Genomic DNA, 23771 nt, shown 5'->3' on the forward strand with positions numbered 1-23771 from the left:
GTCCGTCAGAGCCCCGGTCAAGTGGCTTCTATATGCCGATCATCGCTGGCTCTATTGTGGCGGTCAGTGACACCTCATCTGCCGTGTAGTGGTGCAGCTTCATGATTATCCCCAATGTTGTCGATAGCATATTCTAGCGGCCCTCCGCTCAGGATGCAGGCACAGCGGGAAACCTGCTGGAACAGGGCTGTCCGTGAGGTTTTCCACAGGGCAACCCCCAGATTTTGGGGATAACGTGGAAGGATGCCTTCATATCATTCGGCTTTGCTGCCATGATCTGAAATATGACAGCAAGCACCATCCTGCTCTGCCTCGTGATCGCCATCGCTGATGGCGACACGCTGACGTGCTTGGAGAACGGCCATCAGCAGGTCAAGGTCCGGCTTGGCGAAATCGACGCGCCAGAGTCCGGCCAGGCATACGGCGACCGCTCCAAGCAGTCGCTGGCGGCGATCTGTCACCGCAAGCAAGCGATCGTGCGCATCACTGACACTGACCAGTACGGTCGCACGGTCGGGCGGGTAACCTGCGATGGGGTGGATGCCAACGCCGAGCAGGTCCGCACCGGAATGGCTTGGGTCTATGACCAGCATGTGATCGACCGCGGGATGTACCGGCTGCAGGATGAGGCAAGGGCCGCGCGCCGCGGATTGTGGGCGGGGCCGGCGGCAACTCCGCCCTGGTCGTGGCGCCAGCAACAGCGATCCGTCAGCGCCCCGCCTGCCCCTTCGAGGACAACGCCGCCCCGGCAAGCACTCGCCGCCGCGGCATCAGTCGAAGTGCGCGGTAACAAGCGGTCGGGCATCTACCATGTCCCGGGCTGCCGGAACTACCACGACATCAGCCCAAGGAACGTCGAGGCGTTCAGGACTGAGGCCGAAGCACGCGCGGCGGGGTACAGGAAGGCGGGGAACTGTCGGTGAATCGCCCCAGCAGGCCGCAATTTTTATTATTTAAAACAGTTAGTTATAGAGGTTCGTCACTATGCAACAGGCCCCAAAAACAGACGCCTCTAAGCTTGGCGTCTGCGCTGTGCAAACGCACCAGTCTCAACATAAGCACACCTCGGTAGAGTAGACTGTAACAATTGCCAGCCTGTTGATATACCGAAAACGGTATGAGATACTCACCGCCCGATCATTACTCTCTATCTGTTCACAAGTGTGCCGAGGAAGACCTCGATGCTCTCTATGAGCTTGATGAAGATGGCGCAGCGGCGATTGACGTGTTTCTCGAGGAAGCATCCTCGTCACAAGAAATACTCGATCGATTCACTATCCAGGACTACCGCAGTTACTCTACCGATTTCGACTACGACATCAAGAGATGGAAACAGCTGTGGGGTAATTTTGCGTTGTGGAGAGCGCGCCTCTTTGACGTTCCAAACGTCGCTGCAAATCACCGCATCATTTATGCACTTCACCCGATTGAACGCCGCTACTACGTCCTAGGCATCGTTCCGCGAGATTTCGACTATGACTCAGATCATCCGCTCTCGAAGCGCATCATCCGTACTTACGGAGAGCTCGACCTGCCCTGAAGTTGTCCGTCGTATATCAACAAGTGATGCAAGCACAACTTCGAGCCCCAGCACTGTACTGCGGTTCGAAGCCGCCGTAATCCATCCGCGGCAGCGTGAAGGGTGGCGTGACATTCATACCCGCGCTGCTGAACTGGAACAGAATCCGGGCCGGGCGCGTGCGCTCGTTCGCGCGAGACAGCGTCTCGCTGAAACACTGTTCACGGAAACAACGCTTTCCGCACTGAGGCTTCGGAAAGGAATGTCCCAGGCAGAGCTCGCACGTCGGATCGGCTCGTCACAGTCTCGCCTGTCGCGTATAGAAGCAGGTTTGGACGACCCGCGGCGCTCAACTCTTCTCAAGCTGTCCGAGGCGCTCGGCGAAACGCTTGATGTGGTCTCGAGAGCAATCGGTGCGGGCCAAGGAGAACAGAATGGCTGAGCGTCACATTGAGATCGTTTACTGTGATGACATTCGCACGGAGCTTGGAAACAAGCACAGTCTTATGGGCGTGTATCTCGGCGACATGTTTATTGACGTGATGCCGGTCGTTCTACCGAAGCTATGTGCTTGGGTAAATGTCGTAACGCCATTGGAAAGGCCGTTCAGTCGACTACGAGTTCGAGTGTTCCATAACGACGCAGCCATCATCGACTCAGGGGAACTGACCAAGGACGGCGGTCAACTGGAATTCGGCGATGGACTCGACGATTCAATAAAAGGCGAAGATGGGCAGCACTTCATGGCAGTGAACTTCGTTTTCGCGCTTTCCCCGTTCGCAATTGATTCCGAGTCGTCTTTGGTGGTCGTCGCAGAAACAGAAGATGGAGATATGAAGAGCAGGCGGCTGCGCATCAAGAAAGGCGGCGTTGCACCCACTGTCGCAGGAAAGCTCTCAAGCTGATGATGGGCGCCCTGTCGTGCGCAATCAAGAAGCCCGCTCTCGGTGGGCTTTTTTGTCCCTGCTCGGTTTGCCCCGCCCTGCATCTCAGAGTTCCACCCCAACTAAACGCCCCTCGCGGGGCGTTGTCGTTTCTGGGGCCAGCGGCGCAAGCCTACGCGGTCATCTGCGCCTCGCGTGCGGCGGCGTAGCGCCGGGACTCTGCCTTGTCGTCGTGGCCCCATCCAACATCTTTTGCAGTGCAGCCTATGATCTCGTTGGCCTGCTCGGCGATCCACCCAGATGGTGTGGTGCTTCTACCTGGAGGGCGAGGCACTGCAGACATGCGGCGCGCTGCGGTTGCCGCAGGGGTGAAGGTCTACGAGCCGCTTCGCTCGTGAAACTGATATCGCAACCTGAGCGAGGAGACGATCGCCGCCTGACTCACACCACAACGCCCCGCGAGGGGCGTCGTTACGTCTGCCACCGCCAACGAGGTCTCTTTGGTAGTGCGCACCCAGCGGCTGCGTTCATAATCATAGCAAAGCGTGTCATACTTAGCGAAACCATACTTTACTTGGAGATGAACATGGCGGCTGACAAGCTCACCAAAGCTCAGGAATTGGCACAAACCTTTAGTCCAAGCGCCCCCATTGATCAGCAGTCCCTCTTTTCTGGACGGGTCACACAATTGATGGACGTAATCAATGCCGTCAATCAAAAGGGACAACATGCGATTCTGTTCGGTGAGCGTGGTGTCGGTAAAACATCGCTAGCGCGTGTTATCTCCAGCTTAGTGCAGCATTCAGGCTCCATGATCGTCGCTTCGATTAATTGCGATCCAATGATGACGTTCTCGTCGTTGTGGCACAAGGTGCTTGAGGATACATCGGTAACGACGAAGATGTCTCAACTTGGGTTTACTGGAGACATGAAGGTTGAGCGTTCTTCATTGAGTCAGTTTCTTCCGGCAGAGATCACGCCAGATGATGTGAGGCGCCTATTCTCTCGAGTCGGAAAGTGTCTGATCGTAATTGATGAGTTGGATCGCCTTGAGGATGAAGTAGCGACAACACTCCTTGCCGATACAATTAAGACGCTTTCTGATCACGCTATTGATGCCACTCTTCTGTTGGTCGGCGTGGCAGACTCGGTTGACGCACTTATATCAGAGCATCAGTCAATCGAACGCGCCCTGGTCCAAATCCGAATGCCTCGGATGTCGAAGGCAGAACTCTTTGAGATTATTGATAAAGGATTGAGATCCGTAGACATGTCAATAACACCTGACGCAAAGGAGAGAATTGCGGTTATTTCTCAAGGCCTACCGCACTTCACTCACCTGCTATCGCTGTACGCTGCGCAGGATGCCGTCTCAAGTGATGAAAGCAAGATAAAAGTCTCTCATGTTAGAAAGGCGATCGACTCGTCCATGGATAAAGCGCAGCAGTCAATTATCGGCGCATATCACAAAGCAACAAACAGCCCTAGAGAAAACTTGTATCCTCAGGTCCTATTAGCGTGTGCTCTAGCGCCTCAGGACGGACTTGGGTACTTCGCTGCTGTTGAAGTAAGGCCGTACCTAACCAAGATCATGAGAAAGGAATATGATATTCCAGCTTTCTCACAACACCTGAACAAATTCTGCGAGAATGATCGCGGCCCTGTTCTGCAGCGAACAGGTACGGCTCGAAGGTATAGATTTCGGTTTATTAATCCTTTACTACAACCATTTGTGATTATGAATGGGATTAAGAAAGGCCTCATTACAGAATCTGAGGTTGAAACTCCTGTTGCCTAGTGGCAGCAGGATAGTTTTTTGAATGAAGACTGATTGAATTTTGAGCCCGCCGCGCCTTGGGCTCTGATGATGCCTTTTCCATCATCGAAGATTGACGCCATCCAGCACAACTGGATGTGCCGTGAGTTTAATCACACCCCCCCATCTGAGCTACTGCCATAATCATCGCAGGGAAGTGAATTAGACGACGGAGGACTTCATGAACGATGACGATATTTTCAGGGGCATCTCCCCTTCATATGGAGAATCGGCAGATCAAGCAACGGACGACTTCGAGAAAGCAGTGGAAACTCTGATGAAGGAATTTCCTTCTCACGGGGAGGCGTCCATCAAACACCTACTCAAAGCCATATGGGACGATCTGTATCGTGATTCTCGTCAGTTCGTGAATACTGAAAACTTGGTTGAAGAGTACAAAGAAAAATACGGGAGCAGCTAAGTACGCAAGGCGACCGCTGAGTCAATAGCATGCCGTAGCCTTGCACTGCCGGCCCGGTCGCAGTACAAAGCGAGGATGCATAAAGCCATCCTCGCTTTTTCCTTGCTGGCGCCCTTGGCCGCCCACGCCAACTACGCCGAATGCATCCTGGACCGGATGCCCGGAGTTCAGAACGACGCAGCGGCCTACGCTGCCCACCAAGTCTGCCTGTCCGACTTCCCCGGCGGGCTTCAGGCGGTCAAGCAGGGCTCCGGCCGCGGCTTCTTCGGCTTCGACTCAGGCGCCGAATGTACGCTGAAAAAAGCAGGCGACACCCGCAGCCAAAGGGGCGCCGCCATGATCTCGGCGAGTTGCAGGAAGCTGTACGACGAGCCCACGCCAGACTGGGAGAAAGGGGTAATTACCCCTCCTCCCATGCAGCGCTGACCCTAGCTGCGTTCAACCCACTTCACCCCGTCCCATACCGCAACACGGTCACCCACTCGTGATGTGGTGCCGACGGGGCGATTCTGTACAGAAGTCAGAGTCCCCGCCTCCTGCCTCACAAACTCCCCTGTCCTCGTGTTGAACGGTGCCCGCATCGTCACGGGGTTGCCGTCCATGTCGGTTCGCCCGGTATCGTAGTCCGCCACGATGTAGCGATCCTCGCGGGGCGCCTGCTGCCCTCGCAGCGCCTGGAGTTGCGCGATGATCCTGCCCTGGGTCTCCGATCCCTCGGCGCTCAGCAGTTGATCCAGTAGATTGCTTTCCTGCTGATAGCGCGCATTCTGCAGGCGCTGCCCCTCGGCTTCCGCGCCGACACGTTGCTGGTCAAGGCCCAGCCGCTGCCCGGCCAGGTCGGCATCCTGGGTCAGACGCTGCTGGGCGAGCCCCGCCTGCTGTTGCTGACCAATCAACTGCGCAGCAACCTGCCGGCCGCTACGGCTCGGGCCGGTCAGCAGGCCACGGGTAATCTCGTCCTGTGTCGCCCGCCGAGACAGGGCGCCGCCAGCGTTGAAGTTGGCTCCATCGCGGATCGCAGTCATCTCACCGCGAATCGCGTTCGCCCTGGCCATGCGCTCGTTACCGAGGTTCAGGTCGATGCCCCGCGTGAAGGGCTGCGGCAGCGCGTTCGTGCCATCGCCCGAGAACGACATGCGGCCGTTGGCGTCGCGCTGGGCGGTGATGCCGGTACCGCGCACCTGCTGTTCGGCGTTGTAGAAACCCAGGCCCGGCCCGCTGGCGTTGCGCAGGCCGCCGGGCGCTTCCCGCTGCCAAGCCGTGCGATAGGCGTCGCCCGCATCATTGCGCTGCTGCTGGGTCAGGTCTTCGGGCCGGAATCCGGGAAACCCGCGGGCGGGACCGGCTGCAGCCATGCCCTGCGCGGCGCCCCTCCGAGTCTCGTCCGGGTACCCTTGTCGAGCCGGTTCACCACGTCGTTGATCTCGCGGTTCATCGTGCGCATGCGGTTGCGCAGGAACTCGGACTTCGCTTGCGCCTCTTCGACCTTGCGCGCCATGTGCGCGGGCGATCCGTAGAACTCGCGCAGTCCGCGGGCGATCCATGCCGGGCCGACGCGCACGATCGAGTTGGTCAGACCGAGCGGCTGCAACAGCGCAGTGCGAAGGTTCCAGCCCAGGCCGGCGATGGTTGCGCCGCTGCGCAAGTGCCCCAGGGTGCGCTCGAACGCGGTCGTGGCCGGCTGGTCGCCGCGGGCGATGTCTTCCATCGCGCGCTTGATCGCCGTCACCTTCTCGGCGCCGAAGTGCTGGCGCATCGGCGCATCGAGCCGGCGCAGGATCTTGTTGGCGTCGATCAGCCACTCGTGCCACGACAGGTCGTGGATCACCTCGTTCGCGCCTTGGTAGATGCCGTCGAAGGACAGCAGCAGCGGGCGGCTCATCACGCGATCGGCGCGGCCCTTGGTGTAGCTGCGCCGCGTGGTGGCGGCGGTGTAGGCGGCGCGCATCATCTGCTTGGCGCCCTCGGCGTCTGCGTGTGCCGCGGCCTCGCCTGATTGCATCGGGTCGTACTTGATCGGGTAGTAGCCGCCGCGCAGCGACATCGTGCCGCCGTTGGCGGCCTCGATCGTGAAGGGCGCCGGCTCGACCCACTCGGGCTCCTTCCTGATGGGTTTCTTCCCGCTCACGCGCGAGATGACGAGCGCGGTGCAGGCGGCCACCGGCTTCGGCGGCCAGTTCGGCTACAGCGGGCCGGCGGGCCTGCGGTTCTTCTCGGACCTCTACAGGCTCGGCGCGCAAGTCGGCCAGGGCGACTTCGACATGGCCGCCTTCAAGGCCGCGAACAACACCGCGGGCGTGCTCTTCCACTATCCGGCCGGCCAGGTCAATCGCACGGTCGAAGGCACGGCCGCGCTGCTCGAGGGCCGCACCGACAACCCGCTGGCGGTGATCGCCGGCCCGCCGCCACGCAACTAACCCGGTGCGCGTGGTTCGATTCTCCGGGGGTAGCGTGCAGGCTACTCCTGGAGACTCACGCGCATGACCATCTCGACCGAACTCCGCAAGGCCGGCCCTTTCACCGGCAACGGCGTAACGACTGCCTTCCCGTTCTCCTTCAAGGTGTTCGCCGCCTCCGACGTGGCCGTCACGCGAGCCGACACCCTGGGCGCCGAGACTGCGCTCGTTCTCAATTCCGACTTCGCGGTGACGCTCAACCCCGATCAGGACGTCGCGCCCGGCGGCACCGTCACCCTGGCCGCGCCGCTCGCCACCGGCTACCGGCTCGCTGTCACCAGCGTGGTGCCCAACCTGCAGCCGACCGACATCACCAGCAACGGAGGTTTCTATCCGCGCGTCATCGAGGATGCGCTGGACCGGCACGTAGCGCAGATCCAGCAGATCAACGAGAAGGTCGACCGCGCGTTAAGGGTGGCGATTACCTCCCCACTTGGTGACAAAGCGTTGCCATCGCCCATTGCAGGGATGCTAATTGGCTGGAACGAGGGTAACGACGGACTGAAAAACTACGCGCCGATCGGAGGCACCCTGCTTGGGCAGCAACTCGCTGAGGCAGACGGTTCATCGCTCGTCGGGTTTCGGCAAAACGGCGCTGGGGCAGTGCTGCGCACATTGCAGGATAAAGCCCGGGAGCAGGTGAGCGTCATGGATTTCGGCGCGGCGGGGGATGGGGTATCTGATGATACTGCCGCTATTCAAGCTGCAATTGATTTCGCCGCGCCTAAAGGACTCGAAATTCATGTCCCGGCTGGTGCGTTCCTGGTATCTAGCCCGTTGGTATACGAAACTGAAGGGTTCTCCCCCGGATTAAGGATATCCGGAGCCGGGATGCAACGCACCACGATTGTGGCGAATTTCATCGCCCCCGACATGTCCCCTGTCCTTGATATATCAGGGGCGGAAAAAGCGCCATACCTTTATCAACTTGGAGGGCTAATCAGAGGCATCACTTTTACCAAGAAAAATGAGGCGACCAATGTAGCAGGAATCCGGCTTCTCGGATGCTGGTATCTAACAATCGAGGACGTCAGAGTTTTTAACCTCGATGGGGATGGAATTTATACGGAGCTTCGGGATGATCTATCCAATGACTGGGGAGAGCCGAACAATCCGGACGGCTACTCCGTTATTGGGTTGCGCCTAAATAACTGCCTAATGGAAAGTGTCCGATACGGCATCGTACAAGGCAGCGGAATCGGCAGTTCGCAGTGGCACATATTCCAAACCAGAGTCGCAGGCGCGCGACTCGGAGGCATTGTCGTCGCAGGCTATAACTGCAAAATAGAAAAATGCGGATTCGGGCTTAATTCCTTACAGGCGCCTGAGGGGGAAGGATTCAACGTAAAAATAACAAGAGTTGTATCTGCTGCCCCCACAGGAGTAACCATCAGCGACACGGAGTTTGATGCATCAAAAGACAACCACATTATTATTGATCGAACGTCGGGGCTGACGCTAAAGAATAACAGATTTATTACAAGTGATAGGTTCGGCATATCCGTGCCTACACCGAAGGTCCATATCCTGGCTCAAAGCATCAATCGGGAAATGGTATCGTATGGGTGCATGCACCGGATAGATGATAATTTCGGGGCAGTCACACTTTACAGCGGATCCAGTTCGTGCGAAAACTGCGAAATATCTGGCGTCAGGATTGAAAACAACGGCAACCCCTACGTAGGAGTTACCGGATTCCCCGCAGATAGAGGAAACAGGGTTTCTCTCGGAAGTACGCTGCTGCGTTATGGCAACAGAAAACCCACAGTAATTGCTGGATTTAGTAGCTCTGCTTTAACGGCCGGGGTAAACATTGGCGGGAGCTCCGCTGCGCTTTCTTTTGACTCTCTCCTTAATAACGGAGGCATTTATTCAGTAAATTCGTCTTACGACCCCCTGACCGGAGTTTTTACCGCTCCGCTTGATGGCTGCTACATATTCGATGTTTTTATCTGCATCACCATTAGCGCCGATGCTACCGTTAATTTGATTCTTTCCAAGAATGGGAGCGGGGCTGCTTCAAGTAGCGGATTTTCTCGATCTGGATTCAGAACTACGTTTTCGCTCCGTGCAGCTATCGAATTAAAGTCAGGTGACGCTATCCGTGTTCTGGCCAGTCAGTCGCACGGGGGCAATGTAGCACTCCATAATGATCGAAATACGCATGGCTTTTCTGTTTTCCTAGCATAACCCCAGGACTACCGCGGAAATCGCATGAACGCCCCGCCAGTTCCCGCTCCCTCCTGCGGCCAGCACTGGGGCATGGGCGTCGCTCTACCGGGGGCGTCAAGGCCAAAAAACATGCAAACAGGCTTAGTAAGATCAATGAGTATGCCCCTGCCACTGGTGGTGACCAAGGGCGACCAAGTTACAAAAAACATATAACAACACATTGATTTTTATTAATTTCCTCTTAGATTGTGGCTCCAGGTGTCACCGGTTCGATCCCGGTATGTCGCCCCAAATAGAAAAGGGCTGTGGATAGACTTCTATCCACAGCCTTTTTTCGTGCGTCTCATGGCCGCGGCACTACAGCCATCATTGCGGGAGCACCCGCATCCCCCGCCCCAATGCATCCCCCGGAACCCGACTCGCACCCCACCGCGACACTGCTGCCAGCCAGGCACCGGTTGACCGAACGAATTTCTATGCGTCGGGGCGAACAGATGCGAATATGACACGACTACATTGAACATCAGAAAGAAGCAATGACGCGGCCGACTCGATCGTTTACCCGTGTGTTGGTGCAGAACGTGGCCGGGCTGGCGCTGGGAATTGGTGCGGTCGCACTGGCCGCGCTTGCATGGCAGGCGGTGTCCAGTACGCGGGAGGTGGCCGAACGCGATCTCGCCCGCTCGCTGGACCAATCGGTCGAGCGGCTGCGCATATTGATCGATGCGGCGGAAATGACGGTCGACTCGGCCGAACGCGCCGCCAGGACGCTGGCCGTCACCGCCGATACCTTGCGCCCGGCGCTGGAAAACTCGCTGGCCGCCTTCGAGCAGCGCCCGGAACTGAGCTATCTGAGCATCGCATTGCCGCAGAACGGCGAGTACGGCAACCTGGAACGGACCGCCGACGGCCGGGTGCTGCTCTGGCTTCATCCGGGAACGCGGTCGGAGGATCGGGTCACACGCAACTTCATCCTGACGGAGAACGGATTCGCCGCGCATGACCAGCATGCAGCCAATGGCTACGATCCGCGCGAACGCCCTTTCTATCTCGAAGCCTTGGCGGAGCCCGCGCAAGGACGCTGGATACCGGCCTATCAGTGGATCGTGCACAACGGCGATAGCGGCCCGCTCTGGGGATTGAGCTACGTGAAAGCACTGCGGGATCGCGACGGCCAGTTGCTCTGCGTCCTCGATGCCGATTTCGATCTCCCCGCGCTCAACCGCTTTCTGGCCGCCATCGCCACCTCGCAGACGGTACGGCTCCAGATCGTGGAACTGGGGCCGATACCGCGCCTGATCGGCGATCCACTCATCCAGGGAGCCCCGTTGCCGGTGCCAGACGAATTCGCTCCGCTGATCGACTTTCAGGGGAAAACCACCGTCACCCGTCTCGAATCGCAGAACGGCGACTACTGGGCCGCGGCCAATCGCCTCGAACTGGCGGGCGGGCTCACCTGGGTCGTCATCGCGACACACAAGGCCTCCCTCATCGAGGAGCCGCTGCGCACCCAGCTGTACCAGGTCGCGTGCCTGGGCTTGCTGATGGCGATCGGCCTGACACTGATCTCGGCACGCATGGCGAGACGCTTGAGCCGGCCGCTGGCGGAGCTGGAACGCAGCGTCGCGCGGGCGGGACAGGCGGGGACGCCGAACGCGCTCGTCATCGCCCCCGCCTCCAATCACTTCCGCGAAACCCAGCGGCTGGGCGAAGCCCTCAACCACATGGCGATGGCGGTACGGCAGCGCGAGGAACAACTCGCCGTCCAGAACGTCGAGCTGCTCGAAGCCAAGGAGCAGCAGGTGGCCTCGCTTGCATTGAAGGGCGCGATCTTCGACTCCACCGACGTGGCGGTCATCAGCCTGGACCAGGACCTCGTGGTGATCGAATGGAACGCCGCCGCCGAACGCCTGTTCGGCCTGGACCGCGAGCAGGTGCTGGAGCAGCCGGCCCGGCAGGCCATCGCCGCGCCGGACGGCCCCGCGCACTGGGACGAAATGCTGGCCACCAAGGATGCCGGCATGTTCCGCCTGGCAGGCGCACACCACGCATTCGATGCCGAGCTGCGCGCCCTCACGGTGAACCAACACGGACGGCCGATCCATACGCTGTTCATCAACGACATCTCCGCACGCCGCATCGCAGAGCGGCGGCTGCAACAGGAACGCGACTATGTCGACGCGGTGCTCAACAGCCTGCCGGGCGTGTTCTACCACTATGACGAGAACGTGCGCCTGGTGCGCTGGAACCGTAATCTGGAGCGCATCGCAGGCTATACGGCCCAGGAGCTGGCGGGCGCGGACCCGATGATGTTCTACGCCGACGAGGAAAAGGCGCGGGTCGCAAGCGGCATCCGCGAGGTGTTCGAAAAGGGCGAATGCGCGGTCGAGGCCGACTATCTGCTCAAGGATGGACGGCGGATTCCGTACCTGTTTACCGGCGTCCGCTTCGAATACGGTGGACAGCGCGGCTTCGTCGGCGTCGGCTACGACATCGCCGAACGCAAGCGGGCGGAAACCGCGCTGCGGGAAAGCCTCGCCCGCTTCCATGCCGCCGCGCGCGCGACCCGTGACGCGGTGTGGGAATGGGATCTGGTCACGGACGACTTCTGGGTAAGCGACAACGTCCAGACGCTGTTCGGCTACTCCGCAAAAGACATCTCCACGGTCTCGGCATGGGAACGCCACATCCACCCCGACGACCTGGAACGCGTGTCCACGCACATCCGCGCCGTCATCGCCGAGGGCGGACAGACGTGGGAGGATGAATACCGTTTCCGCCGCCTGGACGGCAGTTACGCCGACGTGCGCGACTGCGGCATCGTGCTGCGCGACGTCGCAGGACGGGACGTGCGCATGGTCGGCGCGACGCAGGACATCACCGAACGCAAACAGGCCGAGGCACGCATTCGCCGCCTGGCGATGCACGACGACCTGACGGGCCTTCCGAACCGCAACCTGATCCAGGACCGCATCGCCCAGGCCATCTCCCACGCCCGCCGCAGCGGCAGCCTGCTTGCCGTGCTCTACCTCGACCTGGACCGTTTCAAAGTGGTCAATGACGGCTACGGCCACCTGTTCGGCGATGCCGTGCTGAAGGCCGCCGGCGAACGGCTGCAGCAGCTCGTGCGCGAGAGCGACACCGTGGGCCGCCTCGGCGGCGACGAGTTCCTGATCCTGCTGGCCGACCTGCGCCAGCACACCGATGCCGAGGCCATCGCGCGCAAGATCATCGACGGCCTCGACCGTCCGATCATCGTCCAGGGCCGGAACATCCACCTGTCCGGCAGCATCGGCGTGAGTGTGTTCCCCTGCGACGGCGAGACCGCCGAGGCGCTGATCGAGCACGCCGACATGGCGATGTACCGTGCCAAGGAACTGGGCCGCAATACCTGCCAGTTCTTCACCCACGAGATGAGCAAGGAAACGCAACGCCGCGTCGACCTCGAGACCCGGCTGCGCAATGCCGCGGCGGCGGAGCAACTGCGGCTCGTCTATCAGCCCAAGGTCAACCTGCAGGATGGCCGCATCACCGGCTGCGAGGCGCTGCTGCGCTGGCAGCACCCCGAACTGGGAGCCGTTTCTCCCGGGCATTTCATTCCCATCGCCGAGGACTCCGGCCTGATCGTGCCGATCGGCGACTGGGTGCTGCGCACCGCATGTGCCCAGGCCCGCGCCTGGCTGGACGCCGGCCTGCCGCCATCCAGCGTCGCGGTAAACATATCGGTACGCCAGTTCCTGCAGCAGGACGTGGTCGCCTGGGTGAAGCGCACGCTGCAGGAAACCGGCCTGCCGCCGGCCTGGCTGGAGCTCGAGATCACCGAGAGCCTGATCGCCCAGGACATCGAAAACGTCACGGACACCATAGACCGGCTCAAGGACATCGGCGTGAAACTGTCGATCGACGATTTCGGCACCGGCTATTCGAGCCTCAACTATCTGAAGCGCTTCCGCGTGGATACCCTGAAGATCGACCAGTCCTTCGTGCACAACATGCTTACGCAGACCGAGGACGAAACGATCGTGCGCGCTGTCATTGCGCTTGCTCACAACCTGAAGTTCAAGGTGATCGCCGAAGGCGTCGAGACGAGCGAGCACTGCCACCTGCTGCGCGAACACGGGTGCGACGAGATCCAGGGCTATTATTTCAGCATGCCGCTCTCGGCCGAGGAGTTCGCAGCACTGCTGCGCAGCGGGCGGCGCCTCGAGATGGGCCCACGCGACTGAGGCGCGGGCGGAAGACTCCGCCCGCGCCTCAGTCTCTTTTCCGTCCGATCAGCGCCGGCGTGCCTGGAGCGGGCTGATTTCCTCCTGCTCGATCACGACCTGGTGCCCCGGCCCCACGTCGAACAGCACGTAGAAAGGCTGCTCCGGACGCTTGAACGTCAACGTCGAATCCTCGCCGAGCTTGCCCGCCAGCAGTACCGTTCCATCATGGCCGATCACGTCCATGATCGCGTCCGGCGCGCCTTCGCCATGACCGTAGCCGCCCCGGCAACGCACCGTCGCCTCATCCACGAGTTCGCACTTGGCGATGGGTTCGTGCGCCAAGGCGCCCGAACCCAGCATGGCCAGCAAACCGGCCACCAGCCATTGCCGCACCACGGCGGAACCACCTGCATCACCGATTCGCATGTCCACTCCTTTGCCGATCGAACCACGCCACCGTGGCGGGGGACACCCGCTCCATGCTCCAGGCTGCCTGGTGCACGCTTCCGTCCTTGCCCACCACGGTCAGCCACAACTCGCTGTCGGCCTGAAGATTGGCGGGCAACTGGATCTCGACCTCGCGTTCCCAGCGCGCGCCTTCGAAGGCCATGCCCGCCGCACGCATGGAACGGGGCTTGTTCACCTTGAGGTAGGCATGGCGGATATCCGCATCGCAAGCCTCGCAGAAACGCAGCCGGAAAGCCTTGATCGGCACGTCCATGTCGACCACCTCGGGCGCATTGCGATCCGCCTCGGCCAGGGTGAAGGACCAGGGGCCGAGCGTTCCCTGGATGGCATCCTCGCGCTGCAGCGGCTGGGGCTCCACGCGCAGCAGCGCAATGGCGAACACCGCCACCGTGGCGGCCAGCAACCCCGCCGCCACCCAGCGGCGGGAGCGCGACACGGCAACCGCAGGGGACTGACCGGCATCGTCGCGCGGCCTGTTGCGCGCCGGATTCTCACGCACCGGCGGCTGCCAGGGCCACTTCGGCAGTGCGAACACCAGCGCCAGCGCGGCGATGCTCAGCCAACCCAGCCACAGAGTGATGCCCACCCCGCTGCCCAGCGCTGCGATGCCCTGCGCCAGCGCGACGAACAGCAGCAGCCAGCCCGCCACCCGTGCCATCCGCCGCCAGCCCGGCGCCGGCATCCTGCCCAGCAGGTGCTTGGCATGTCGCTCGGTGGCGAAGGCCAGGGCGCAGAAACCCAGCAGGCTCAGCACCAAAATGGACAGATGCATGCCGCTCAAGGCAAAAACGGGGCTCATGCGCCACCTCCCTGCCCTGCCAGCCAGACCACATATGCAATGCCTGACGTCAGCAGCGTGCCGACGAGCATGCCGCTCCAGGCGCGGCCGTTGCTGCGGGCATGGAATGCCCAGATCACCGCCACGGTATAGGCGGTGAAACTGAGCATGCTGGCCCACAGTAGGGCCTGGGCCTTGGGCGCGGGCCACAACAGCGCCAGCAGCACCGTGGCGGCGGACGCGAGCGCGTAGCCACCCAGCGCGGCAGCCGCCACGCGCGAAGCCACGGACCAGCGATAAGCCGCCGTCAAACTCGTGGATTTCTTCATGCGGCCTCCTTGCCGGGCACGGCCCGGGCATGAATCTCGGTGGGCCGGGCGGCAGGAGCCAGCCGGCGCTGTACCTTGACGGCCATCACGGCGAGGATCGCCGCCAGGCCCCACATCGTCAGGTCGAACCCCGCCAGCCCCCAGTCGCCCGCGGGCAGGGTCTGCCCCAGGTGGCGGTCGGTGGTCAGGGCGTTGAGCACCGGCACGAACGCGTAGGCGGCGCAGGCGGCCCACAGCAACTCGACCCAGGCCCGCCGCAGCGGGCGCGCCTGCGCATAGAACCAGGTCCCCAGCCACACCGCGAACAGGCTGTGCAGTTCCCACGCCGCGCGCTCTGCCAACTCGACCGGCAGCAAGCGGTTGGCGCAGAAATAGGCCGCCACGGCCAGCGGCAGGCCGGCGATGGTGGCGACGTTGAGCGTTTCCACCAAGCGCACCCCCGGATGCTCGCCGCCTTCGCTGCCGCTGGCCAGGTGGTGCCTGCGGCGCTTGACGGTCCACAACACCAGGCCGGTGCCGATCATGGCGCACCCCAACAGCCCGGCGATGAAATACAACCAGCGGCCCCATATGTCGGCGAACAGGCCTTCATGCAGGTTGAGCATCACGCTCTGCGTCAGGGCGGCACTCCCCCCTGTCGGGGGTTCGGGCCCGAGCGATTCACCCGTTTCGGCATGAAAGCGCAGCGTGGGCGGATTCCAGAAATCCACACTGCCGCCAGGCACCCGCGCGACCACGATCTCCGGCGGCTCGCCTTCATGGCGCTCGATGACGATCGATGCCACCTGCCCCCGGCCCCACGCCTCTTCGGCCTGGGCGACGAGAGGCGCAACGGGTACCACAGGCCGGCCGATCGGCGCGTGCGCGTGCTCGCCATGTTCGTGCAGTTCGTCGAAATACGCCGTCCGCGCCGTGGGGCCCGTGCCGTACAGCACATCGCGCCCCGCGGGCATGTAGGTAAACAAGAAGAACACCAGGCCGCTATAGGTGATCATCAGGAAGAAGGGCAAGGCCATCACGCTGATCGCATTGTGCGCATCCAGCCAGCTCCGCTGCCCCTTGCCGGGTCTGAACGTGAAGAAATCCTTGAAGATCTTCTTGTGCGTGATCACGCCACTGACGATGGCCAGCAGCATCAGCATCGTGCAGGCACCGACGATGCGGATCGCCCACTCGTAGGGCAGGTAATGCAGCACATAGTGCATGCGGTACAAACCCCCGCCCCCGGCGGTGTCGCGCGGCTCGGGGCCGGCTGGCAGCATTGCGCCGGTCGCCGGGTCCAGCCGCTCGCTACCGCTCGCGCCCCATTCGTGGCCTGGCTGGGGCATTTCCTCCCAACGGATCGAGAACTCCTGCCAGCCACGGCCGGCGAAGGACTCATGGGGCAGCGTGATGCGCCAGCTGGCGGCCACCGGCGCCACCGTTTCCAGGCGGTTCAGGGCATGGTCGAGCATCGCCGCCCGGTCTTCGGAAACCGGCGCCCGGACCACCAGCCGCTCGGGCTGCATCCACTGGGTGATCTGGTACTGGAAATAGCCTGCCGTGCCGGTGACGAACACGAAGAACAGCACCCACCCCACGATCAGGCCGGACCAGGTGTGCAGCCAGGCCATCGACTGGCGGAAATGTTCCTTCATGCTTGCCCCCATCCATGCGGGGCGCACGCACATGGGAAGAAGAGTTGTCTGTCCATCGATGAATGTCTGAAAAAAGGATGCCGCGGTCGACCACGGCTCCGGGCCAAAAAGGGAACGGGCGGCAACAAGGCCGCCCGTCCGTATGGTGGCTGGCCCCGAACCACAGCAAGCGGCATTCGGGGCCAGTCGTCCTGCACGAGACACCGGGGAGGAAAGCCGCCCTGGCGTTTTTTTGCGTTCTCATAGGGTATGTCGTTTGAGGCGGCAAAAAGCGGACATTTCTTACACGATGTTACATATCTGAAGATATTGACGGCCAGGTGCCGCTCAAATAAAAATAAGAAATATTATCGATAACGAAACAGCAGCACTGGCTGGCCAGCACACCTGCAGTTCTCGAGTTCCGGAGCGTTCCGTGCCCGCAACAGCCCATCCCATTGCCGACCTGTACGCCGAACATCACCGCTGGCTGCGTTCCTGGCTGCGCCAGAAGCTCGGCTGCTCGGACCACGCAGCAGACCTGGCCCAGGACACCTTCGTAAGGCTATTGACCCAGGAGCAACGCGGCACCCCCGTAGAGGCCCTGCGCCAGCCGCAGGCCTATCTGGCCACCGTTGCCCACGGGCTGGTGGTCAATCACTGGCGGCGCCTGGAGATCGAGCGCGCCTGGCTGGAAACACTGTCCAGCCAACCCGAGCCGCTCGCCCCCTCGCCCGAAGAACGCACCCTGCTGCTCGAAGCGCTGTGCGAGCTCGACGCCCTACTCGACCGCCTCAACCCCAAGGCCCGCAGCGCTTTCCTGATGGCGCAGCTGGAAGGCCTGAGCTACATCGAGATCGCCGGGCACCTGGGCGTCTCCGAACGCATGGTCAAGAAATACATGGCCCAGGCCATGCTCCACTGCCTGCAATCGGGCCTCGCCCCGGCATGAAGACCAACCCTGCCCCCGCGCCCGACTTCCAGGTACTGCAACAAGCGGCCGAATGGTTCGCCGTCCTCGGCTCATCGTCGGTCAGCGCCGACCAATGGCAGCGCTGGCAAGCTTGGTGCGAGGCCGACGAACGGCACCGCGCCGCCTGGGCCAGGGTCCAGGCCATCAGCGGCGCCTTCACCAGCCTGCCAACCACCGACAAGAGCGGCGCCCGCCAGACGCTCGACACGGCCTCCGAACGCCAGCGGGTCCGTCGCCAGGCCGCCAAGATGCTGCTCCTGCTGTGCGGTACCGGCAGCCTCGGCTGGATGGCGGCCAGCCGCGCGCCGTGGGCCGAATGGAACGCGGGCTACACCACCGCCACCGGCGAACGGCGCGAAGTCGAACTCGCCGACGGCGGCCGCATCTGGCTCAACACCGCCAGCGCCATGGACGTGGACTACGACACCGGGCGGCGACGCATCCGCCTCCATCGCGGCGAAATCCTCGTCGAAACCGCCCTCGACACGGTCCAGCCGCCGCGCCCCTTCATCGTCGACACCGCCCACGGCCGCCTGCGCGCCCTCGGCACCCGTTTCAGCGTCCAGCGCCGCGAAGACAGCACACAGATCACCGTCTTCGCAGGCACCGTCGAACTCAGCCCCGCCAACGGCGGCTCCCCGCGGGTTCTTGCGGCCGGCCAGCAGAGCCACCTCAACGCAGCCGGCGCCACGCCCGCCGAAACGGCCGGCCACGCCCGCGAAGCCTGGCAACGCGGCCTGCTGCTGGCCGAAGACGTACGCCTGGAAGATTTCATCGCCGAACTCGCCCGCCACCGCCCCGGCTATCTCGGCTGCGCCCCGGAAGCCGCCAACCTGCGCCTCGTCGGCGCCTACGAACTCGCGGACACCGACCGCGTGCTCGCCGCGCTGGAAGCCACCCTGCCCGTGCGCATCCGGCGCATCCTGCCGTGGTGGGTGGTGGTGGAAGCACGGCAGAAAGAATCCGCGCCTCAAGACAGGACGGGGTGACGCGCCATCCGCCGGACCGCTCATCGATGACATCCTGGCGCGCACGCCTTCCGTCGGATTTCTCCATGCACGTCGCCGAAACCATCCTGGGCGGGCTCCAACGCGCGGCGGCAACGCTTGGGCAATCATCCGGCAGGGCGGGCCGGCGCAACGGATGATGGAACATCGGGCCGCAGAAAGCCCCATGCCTGCCGGCCTGGGACGGCCCGGCGAAAAAAATCGCGATCAAGGTTCCCTTTTCGCCTGCCTCGATTGGCTTACCGGATGAAACCCCTTTCATCCAACCGATCCGAGCAAGGCATCCCCATGACTGACTCCCGCCCCGCCGCAGTTCCTGCCCCGCGTACCAAGACCCGCCCCACTCTGATGGCCCTGGCCGTGCGCGGCGCGCTGCTCGGCCTGCCGCTGATCGCCGGCCTCCCCCATGCGATGCCTGCCGCCCAGGCTGCCGAAACCGCCGAAGCACGCCGCTACGACGTGCCGGCCGGGCCGCTGGCGGGCGCCCTGCTCGCCTTCGCCACGCAGGCCGGCATCCAGCTTTCGGCGGATTCCGGCTTCACCAGCGAGTTGAACAGCCCCGGCGTGCGCGGCCGGCACACCCTCGCCGCCGCCCTGGCCACCGTGCTGGCCGGCACCGGGCTGGAGGCCGTTAACCGGGGCGGCAACGAATACACCTTGCGCAGGCTGCCGGCGCGGCAGGGAGAAACGACCCTTGCACCGGTGAAGGTAAGCGCCGGCGCGCTGCTCGACGCCACCACCGAAAACACCGGTTCCTACACCACTGGCAGCATGAGTACGGCCACCAAGCTGCCGCTCTCCATCCGCGAAACCCCGCAGACGGTGACCGTCCTTACCCGCCAGCGGATAGAAGACCAAGGCCTGAACACCCTCAGCGATGCAGTGAAATATACGCCCGGTCTGACAGTGAATAAGTGGGGCGGAGAAAGAGATCGTTTTATTTCACGCGGTTTCGATATCGACAACCTGATGCTCGATGGCCTTCCCGTCACCTATAACTTTGACACTATGTCCACGGGACTATCCATGTACGACAGGGTCGAAGTGGTGCGCGGTGTTTCAGGGCTGATGGAAGGGGTAGGCTCTCCTGGTGGCTCGATCAATCTGGTGCGCAAACGCCCCACCCGGGAATTCCAAGGCTCTGCTAACGCCGCCGCTGGCAGTTGGGACAATTACCAAGTCGGGCTGGATGTCTCCGGGCCACTGACAGCACAAGGCGGCCTGCGAGGCAGGGCGGTAGTGTCCTACCAGGACAAGAACTCCTTCATCGACTACGCCGAGAACAAGCGCAGCCTGCTCTACGGTGTGCTCGAAGGCGATATCGGCGAAAACACGCTGCTGACGCTTGGCGCTTCTTGGAGTCGGGAAGATAACCCCGGAACCTCCTGGATCGGCCTGGGCACCTATCTGGACGGAAGCTTCCTTCCCATCTCTCGCTCGACCCGAATGAGCCCGAGTTGGTCATTTCATGACAAAGAAAGCATGACCGTGTTCACCGAACTGGAACATCGACTCTCGGAAGACTGGAAATCCAAGGTCTCCGCCACATACATGCATAGTGAGCATGATTTTTTATCAACTTCTCTCGGATATTCGGCAGACCATAACCCTTATTTCCGGCTGGCCGGTGCCGGTCAGGCTTATCGATATGATGAAAAGCAGTACAGCCTTGACGGCCTGCTTTCAGGGAATTTCTCGCTATTTGGAAAAAACCACGACCTGCTGCTGGGCGCCAGCCATAGGAAAGTGAAGAATCGTAATCTCGGGGCAAATACCGACTTTTCCGGTAGCAGTTTCGACCCTACCAACTGGGATCCCAGCTCCGTTCCCAAGCCCTCCATTATCTCTGATTGGCACGCCTGGCATCAGTATGTAGACACTGAACAATCTGCCGCATACGTGACAAGCCGATTCACCTTTAGCGATCAGCTAAAACTGATTCTGGGCGGACGTCTGGACTGGTATGAATATGAGGTAGATAATGTCATTATAACCAATAACGCCAGCTACAAAGCCACTCGTGAGTTCACACCCTATGCCGGATTGGTGTACGACCTGAACGATACTTACACGGCCTATATAAGCTGGACTAGGATATTCAAACCTCAAAACTATCAAACGCCAAGCAGTAGCCTGCTCGATCCGCAGGAAGGCTCCAACTATGAAATCGGCCTAAAAGGCGAGTACTTGGACGGAAGGTTGAACGCCAGTTTGGCTGTTTTCCAGTTGGACTTGGAGAACCTTCCCATTTCCTTGTCTACTGCATCTTGTATGGCCGGCCAAGTCTCCTGCTATGTACCTTCAGGAAAAGTAAGAAGCCGAGGCATAGACATAGAACTGAACGGAAGCCTGACCGAAAACTGGCAGATCGGTGCTGGCTACACCTATAACTATGCAAAGGTGCTCGAAAAATCATCCTACAGCCAGACTAACGTCTACATTGCCGGAGATCGCTGGGGGACGAATCTCCCATTGAATCTTTTTAAAGCTTTTACCAACTACAGACTGCCAGGAAAACTGCAAGACTGGAAAATTGGCGGTGGAATCCACACACAAAGCAAGACCCACTCTCCTTATGGAACGAATGGAATAAAGCAAGAAGGCTATACCGTGGCGGACCTATTTGTGAGCCACGCGCTCAACAGAAACACTGAAATATCATTCAAAATCAATAATGTGTTCGACAAAAAATACTATTTCACTATAAGCAGCCCATGGGGATCAAATTTCTTCGGAGATCCGAGAAACTATATAATCTCTGCTAAATATAAATTCTAAGGCCAGTTCCGTAGTTTGGGCTGAACGCAGCGATACCCAGGAAAACACGGCACCGCTCCTGTAGCGCCCCTTCGCAGCCAAAGCCGTCCCGCGCACTGCACACATCAACCACGACGGCACCCGCTTGCGGGCGCCGTTTCCTTCAACACGCGCAGGATGGGGCGCTGCGCGTGTCGCGCCTGCCTTCGTATTCAGACAGACGCCGGACCAGATCGAAAAACGATCCGTCACACGCTCACTATGGCCCATATGCCCACGGATCGATCAGCCCAACGCCGCTGCTCTCGAAATCCCTGGTATTCCCGGTCACGAAGGCAAAGCCATGTTCCAGGGAGATGGCCGCAATCATGGAATCGTTCATGACCATCGGACCGGGAATATGCAATCTGGCGCAAATCAAGGCGGCCTGCTCCGAAAACGGCAGCGCCCGACCGAAAAAATGGCCACCATCAACGCCAGCAAGGATTGCCCGCCTTCTTCCTTTTGCGCGTAGTAGTCCTCTATGGTCTGCAACACGTAGCGCGGCCTTCCCCGGTCCGTGATGAATACCGGTCCGGAAGCAGCCACCGTTTGGTGACCCCGACATCACGGGTGAACTGACGGCTTGAAACAGCGTGGATGGCCATTTTTACCCCCTGCGCATCACCAATGTCTGTACGTTAGGACATTGACTGAATGCATACCTGCGGCCAAGAGAACCGGGATTCGAGCCAGCCGCCTGCACGGGCAACGGTGCTATCATTTGCGAATGATTCTCATGACAAGCCATCTCCCCTCCCGTACCCGAGCGTTGCGGATCGAGCGGCCGGCTTGTCCGGCACGGAGCCTGCCTTGCAGCACAAAGCGACAGAACAAACCCGATTGATCGGCGAACTGTATTCCAGCCATCGCGGCTGGCTGCAGGGCTGGCTGCGCAAGAAGGTCGGCTGCCTGCACCAGGCATCCGACCTGGTGCAGGACACCTTCGTCAAGCTGCTGTCATCCGCCAGCCTGCCGGCGCTGCGCGAGCCGCGCGCCTACCTGCTGGTGATCGCCAGCCATCTGATGATCGATCATTACCGGCGCCGCAAGCTGGAACAGGAAAGCCTGCAAACCATGGCGGTGCTGGCCGAAGATGCGCTGGCCGCCAGCCCCGAGGAGCAGGCCGCGACCCGCCAGTTGCTGGGCGAGACCCTGCGCGTCCTGGCCCGCGAGCTGGACGACAAACCCTACCGGGCCTTTCTGATGGCGCGCGTGGATGGCATGTCCTACGCGGAGATCGCCGCCGCGCTCGGCGTGTCCGAAAGCAGCGTCAAGCAGTACCTGAGCAAAGCCCTGGCGTATTGCCATGCCCGCCTCTACACCCATGACTGACGCGGTGCTGAACGAATCCGCGATCCGCGAACAGGCCGCCGAGTGGATCGTGCGCCTCGACGACGCGCTGGACGACGCCCAGCGCCTGGCCGTGCAGGCGGCCTGCCGGGCGTGGTGCGCGCAGGACGAGCGGCACGCGCGCATCTTCCGCCAGATGCAGCAGATGTGGCAGGCCGCAGCCCAGCCCGCCAAACCGAAACGCGGCCGAAAAACCGCCGCCGCGGCCGGCCTGCTCGCCCTGCTCGTGCTGTGCTGGCTGCTGCCGCTGCAGGCTTGGCTGGCCGACGTGCGCGTAGCGCCGGGCGAACTGCGCCAGGTGACGCTGGAGGATGGCAGCCGCCTGACGCTCGACAGCGGCGCGCGCGTCGATATCCGCTTCGACGGGCAGGTGCGCTCGCTGCATCTGCATGCCGGCCGCGTGCTGGTCGACGTGGCCAAGGACCCGCAAGGCCGCAGCTTCCGCGTCGTCAGCCGCGACGGCACGGCGACGGCGCTGGGCACGCGCTACATCGTCGACCAGCAGGCCGCCGACACGGCGGTCAGCGTGCTGGAATCCTCCGTCGCGGTGGCCAGCCGCGCCCGGCCGGACCATCCGGTGGTCCTGCAGGCCGGACAAACGGTGCGCTATACGCGCGCGGCGCCGGGCAGGCCGGAGGCCCTGGCCCCCGCCGCCACCGACGCGGCCTGGGCAGACGGCCACCTCATCTTCAACGCCACGCCGCTGCCCGAGGTCGTTGCCGAACTGGCGCGCCACCGGCGCGGCATCCTGACCCTGCGCCGGGCCGAGGCGCTGGCCGGGTTGCGTTTCACCGGCATGCTGCCGCTGCAGGACAGCGATGCGGCGCTGCGCATCCTGGCCCGGTCGCTGCCCGTGTCGGTGGAACAGGCCACGCCGTACGTGGTCTGGCTGGCGCCGGAGGAAGCCCGGACGCAAAAATAATTTCACGATGGACTGCCCGATTTTCTCCGGCGCCAGTCATGGAGGTTGAGAAG

21 protein-coding genes are annotated in these 23771 nt (G+C 61.7%); 15 read left to right on the forward strand and 6 right to left on the reverse strand.

What is annotated here, in order from left to right; translation table 11 throughout:
• Positions 1-284: 284 nt before the first annotated feature.
• The 7 genes from C666_RS20255 (at position 285) to C666_RS00990 (ending at position 5066) form a co-directional block, all read left to right on the forward strand.
• Entirely contained in the window at positions 285-923 is a 639-nt protein-coding gene (locus C666_RS20255; protein ID WP_004332624.1) for a thermonuclease family protein, read from the forward strand.
• Positions 924-1117: 194 nt separating this feature from the next.
• The gene (locus C666_RS00970; RefSeq protein WP_004332626.1) at positions 1118-1540 is read left to right on the forward strand and encodes a hypothetical protein; all 423 of its coding nucleotides are present in this window, start codon (positions 1118-1120) and stop codon (positions 1538-1540) included.
• Positions 1476-1961: a helix-turn-helix transcriptional regulator gene (locus tag C666_RS21150; RefSeq protein WP_004332627.1), complete on the forward strand. Its 486-nt coding sequence runs from the start codon at positions 1476-1478 to the stop codon at positions 1959-1961. The genes C666_RS00970 and C666_RS21150 overlap by 65 nt, the downstream gene beginning before the upstream one ends.
• A complete protein-coding gene (locus C666_RS19270; RefSeq protein WP_004332629.1) occupies positions 1954-2424 on the forward strand; it encodes a hypothetical protein in 471 nt (156 codons plus the stop codon). The genes C666_RS21150 and C666_RS19270 overlap by 8 nt, the downstream gene beginning before the upstream one ends.
• A gap of 565 nt (positions 2425-2989) precedes the next feature.
• A complete protein-coding gene (locus C666_RS19475) occupies positions 2990-4201 on the forward strand; it encodes an AAA family ATPase (protein ID WP_157280476.1) in 1212 nt (403 codons plus the stop codon).
• Positions 4202-4400: 199 nt separating this feature from the next.
• Positions 4401-4640 carry a hypothetical protein gene (locus C666_RS00985; RefSeq protein ID WP_004332630.1) on the forward strand — a complete coding sequence of 80 codons (240 nt, stop codon included), beginning with the start codon at positions 4401-4403 and terminating at the stop codon, positions 4638-4640.
• 75 nt (positions 4641-4715) lie between these two features.
• Complete coding sequence (locus tag C666_RS00990) at positions 4716-5066, forward strand: hypothetical protein (protein WP_004332631.1); 351 nt, start codon at positions 4716-4718, stop codon at positions 5064-5066.
• A gap of 2 nt (positions 5067-5068) precedes the next feature.
• Here C666_RS00990 and C666_RS00995 read toward each other — a convergent pair whose 3' ends face one another.
• Positions 5069-5995 carry a hypothetical protein gene (locus tag C666_RS00995; RefSeq protein WP_004332632.1) on the reverse strand — a complete coding sequence of 309 codons (927 nt, stop codon included), beginning with the start codon at positions 5993-5995 and terminating at the stop codon, positions 5069-5071.
• Positions 5941-6768: a hypothetical protein gene (locus C666_RS01000; RefSeq protein WP_154666191.1), complete on the reverse strand. Its 828-nt coding sequence runs from the start codon at positions 6766-6768 to the stop codon at positions 5941-5943. The genes C666_RS00995 and C666_RS01000 overlap by 55 nt, the downstream gene beginning before the upstream one ends.
• Between C666_RS01000 and C666_RS01005 the strand changes: the two genes are divergently transcribed.
• The 3 genes from C666_RS01005 to C666_RS01020 all read left to right on the forward strand — a co-directional run bounded on the left by C666_RS01005 (position 6749) and on the right by C666_RS01020 (position 13494).
• Positions 6749-7057, forward strand: a complete 309-nt coding sequence (locus C666_RS01005) for a hypothetical protein (RefSeq protein ID WP_154666192.1) — start codon at positions 6749-6751, stop codon at positions 7055-7057. The genes C666_RS01000 and C666_RS01005 overlap by 20 nt on opposite strands.
• Before the next feature lie 63 nt (positions 7058-7120).
• A complete protein-coding gene (locus C666_RS19480) occupies positions 7121-9286 on the forward strand; it encodes a glycosyl hydrolase family 28-related protein (protein ID WP_081593351.1) in 2166 nt (721 codons plus the stop codon).
• A 518-nt stretch (positions 9287-9804) separates the two neighbouring features.
• Positions 9805-13494 (forward strand): bifunctional diguanylate cyclase/phosphodiesterase, encoded by a 3690-nt coding sequence (locus C666_RS01020; protein ID WP_081593352.1) that lies wholly within the window; start codon positions 9805-9807, stop codon positions 13492-13494.
• A 48-nt stretch (positions 13495-13542) separates the two neighbouring features.
• On the opposite strand, the gene C666_RS01025 is transcribed toward C666_RS01020, so the two are convergent.
• The 4 genes from C666_RS01025 to C666_RS01040 are packed head-to-tail and all read right to left on the reverse strand — an operon-like array spanning position 13543 to position 16688.
• A complete protein-coding gene (locus tag C666_RS01025) occupies positions 13543-13902 on the reverse strand; it encodes a hypothetical protein (RefSeq protein WP_004332639.1) in 360 nt (119 codons plus the stop codon).
• On the reverse strand, positions 13889-14743 hold the full coding sequence (locus tag C666_RS01030; RefSeq protein ID WP_004332642.1) for a DUF3325 domain-containing protein: 855 nt from the start codon (positions 14741-14743) through the stop codon (positions 13889-13891). The genes C666_RS01025 and C666_RS01030 overlap by 14 nt, the downstream gene beginning before the upstream one ends.
• On the reverse strand, positions 14740-15051 hold the full coding sequence (locus tag C666_RS01035) for a hypothetical protein (protein ID WP_004332644.1): 312 nt from the start codon (positions 15049-15051) through the stop codon (positions 14740-14742). The genes C666_RS01030 and C666_RS01035 overlap by 4 nt, the downstream gene beginning before the upstream one ends.
• Positions 15048-16688, reverse strand: coding sequence for a PepSY-associated TM helix domain-containing protein (locus C666_RS01040; protein WP_004332645.1), 1641 nt, complete (start codon positions 16686-16688; stop codon positions 15048-15050). Before C666_RS01040 ends, C666_RS01035 begins: the two co-directional genes overlap by 4 nt.
• A 415-nt stretch (positions 16689-17103) precedes the next feature.
• On the opposite strand from C666_RS01040, the gene C666_RS01045 reads away from it, so the two are divergent.
• The 5 genes from C666_RS01045 to C666_RS01070 all read left to right on the forward strand — a co-directional run bounded on the left by C666_RS01045 (position 17104) and on the right by C666_RS01070 (position 23718).
• Positions 17104-17619, forward strand: a complete 516-nt coding sequence (locus C666_RS01045; RefSeq protein ID WP_004332647.1) for a sigma-70 family RNA polymerase sigma factor — start codon at positions 17104-17106, stop codon at positions 17617-17619.
• Positions 17616-18629: a FecR domain-containing protein gene (locus C666_RS01050; RefSeq protein ID WP_004332648.1), complete on the forward strand. Its 1014-nt coding sequence runs from the start codon at positions 17616-17618 to the stop codon at positions 18627-18629. The genes C666_RS01045 and C666_RS01050 overlap by 4 nt, the downstream gene beginning before the upstream one ends.
• A gap of 306 nt (positions 18630-18935) precedes the next feature.
• Positions 18936-21425 (forward strand): TonB-dependent siderophore receptor, encoded by a 2490-nt coding sequence (locus C666_RS01055; protein WP_004332650.1) that lies wholly within the window; start codon positions 18936-18938, stop codon positions 21423-21425.
• Between the two features lie 831 nt (positions 21426-22256).
• Positions 22257-22778 (forward strand): sigma-70 family RNA polymerase sigma factor, encoded by a 522-nt coding sequence (locus C666_RS01065; protein ID WP_051019853.1) that lies wholly within the window; start codon positions 22257-22259, stop codon positions 22776-22778.
• The gene (locus tag C666_RS01070; protein WP_028792244.1) at positions 22753-23718 is read left to right on the forward strand and encodes a FecR family protein; all 966 of its coding nucleotides are present in this window, start codon (positions 22753-22755) and stop codon (positions 23716-23718) included. The genes C666_RS01065 and C666_RS01070 overlap by 26 nt, the downstream gene beginning before the upstream one ends.
• Positions 23719-23771 lie beyond the last annotated feature (53 nt).

The sequence above is a fragment of the Thauera linaloolentis 47Lol = DSM 12138 genome (genome assembly GCF_000310205.1).
Taxonomy (GTDB): domain Bacteria; phylum Pseudomonadota; class Gammaproteobacteria; order Burkholderiales; family Rhodocyclaceae; genus Thauera; species Thauera linaloolentis.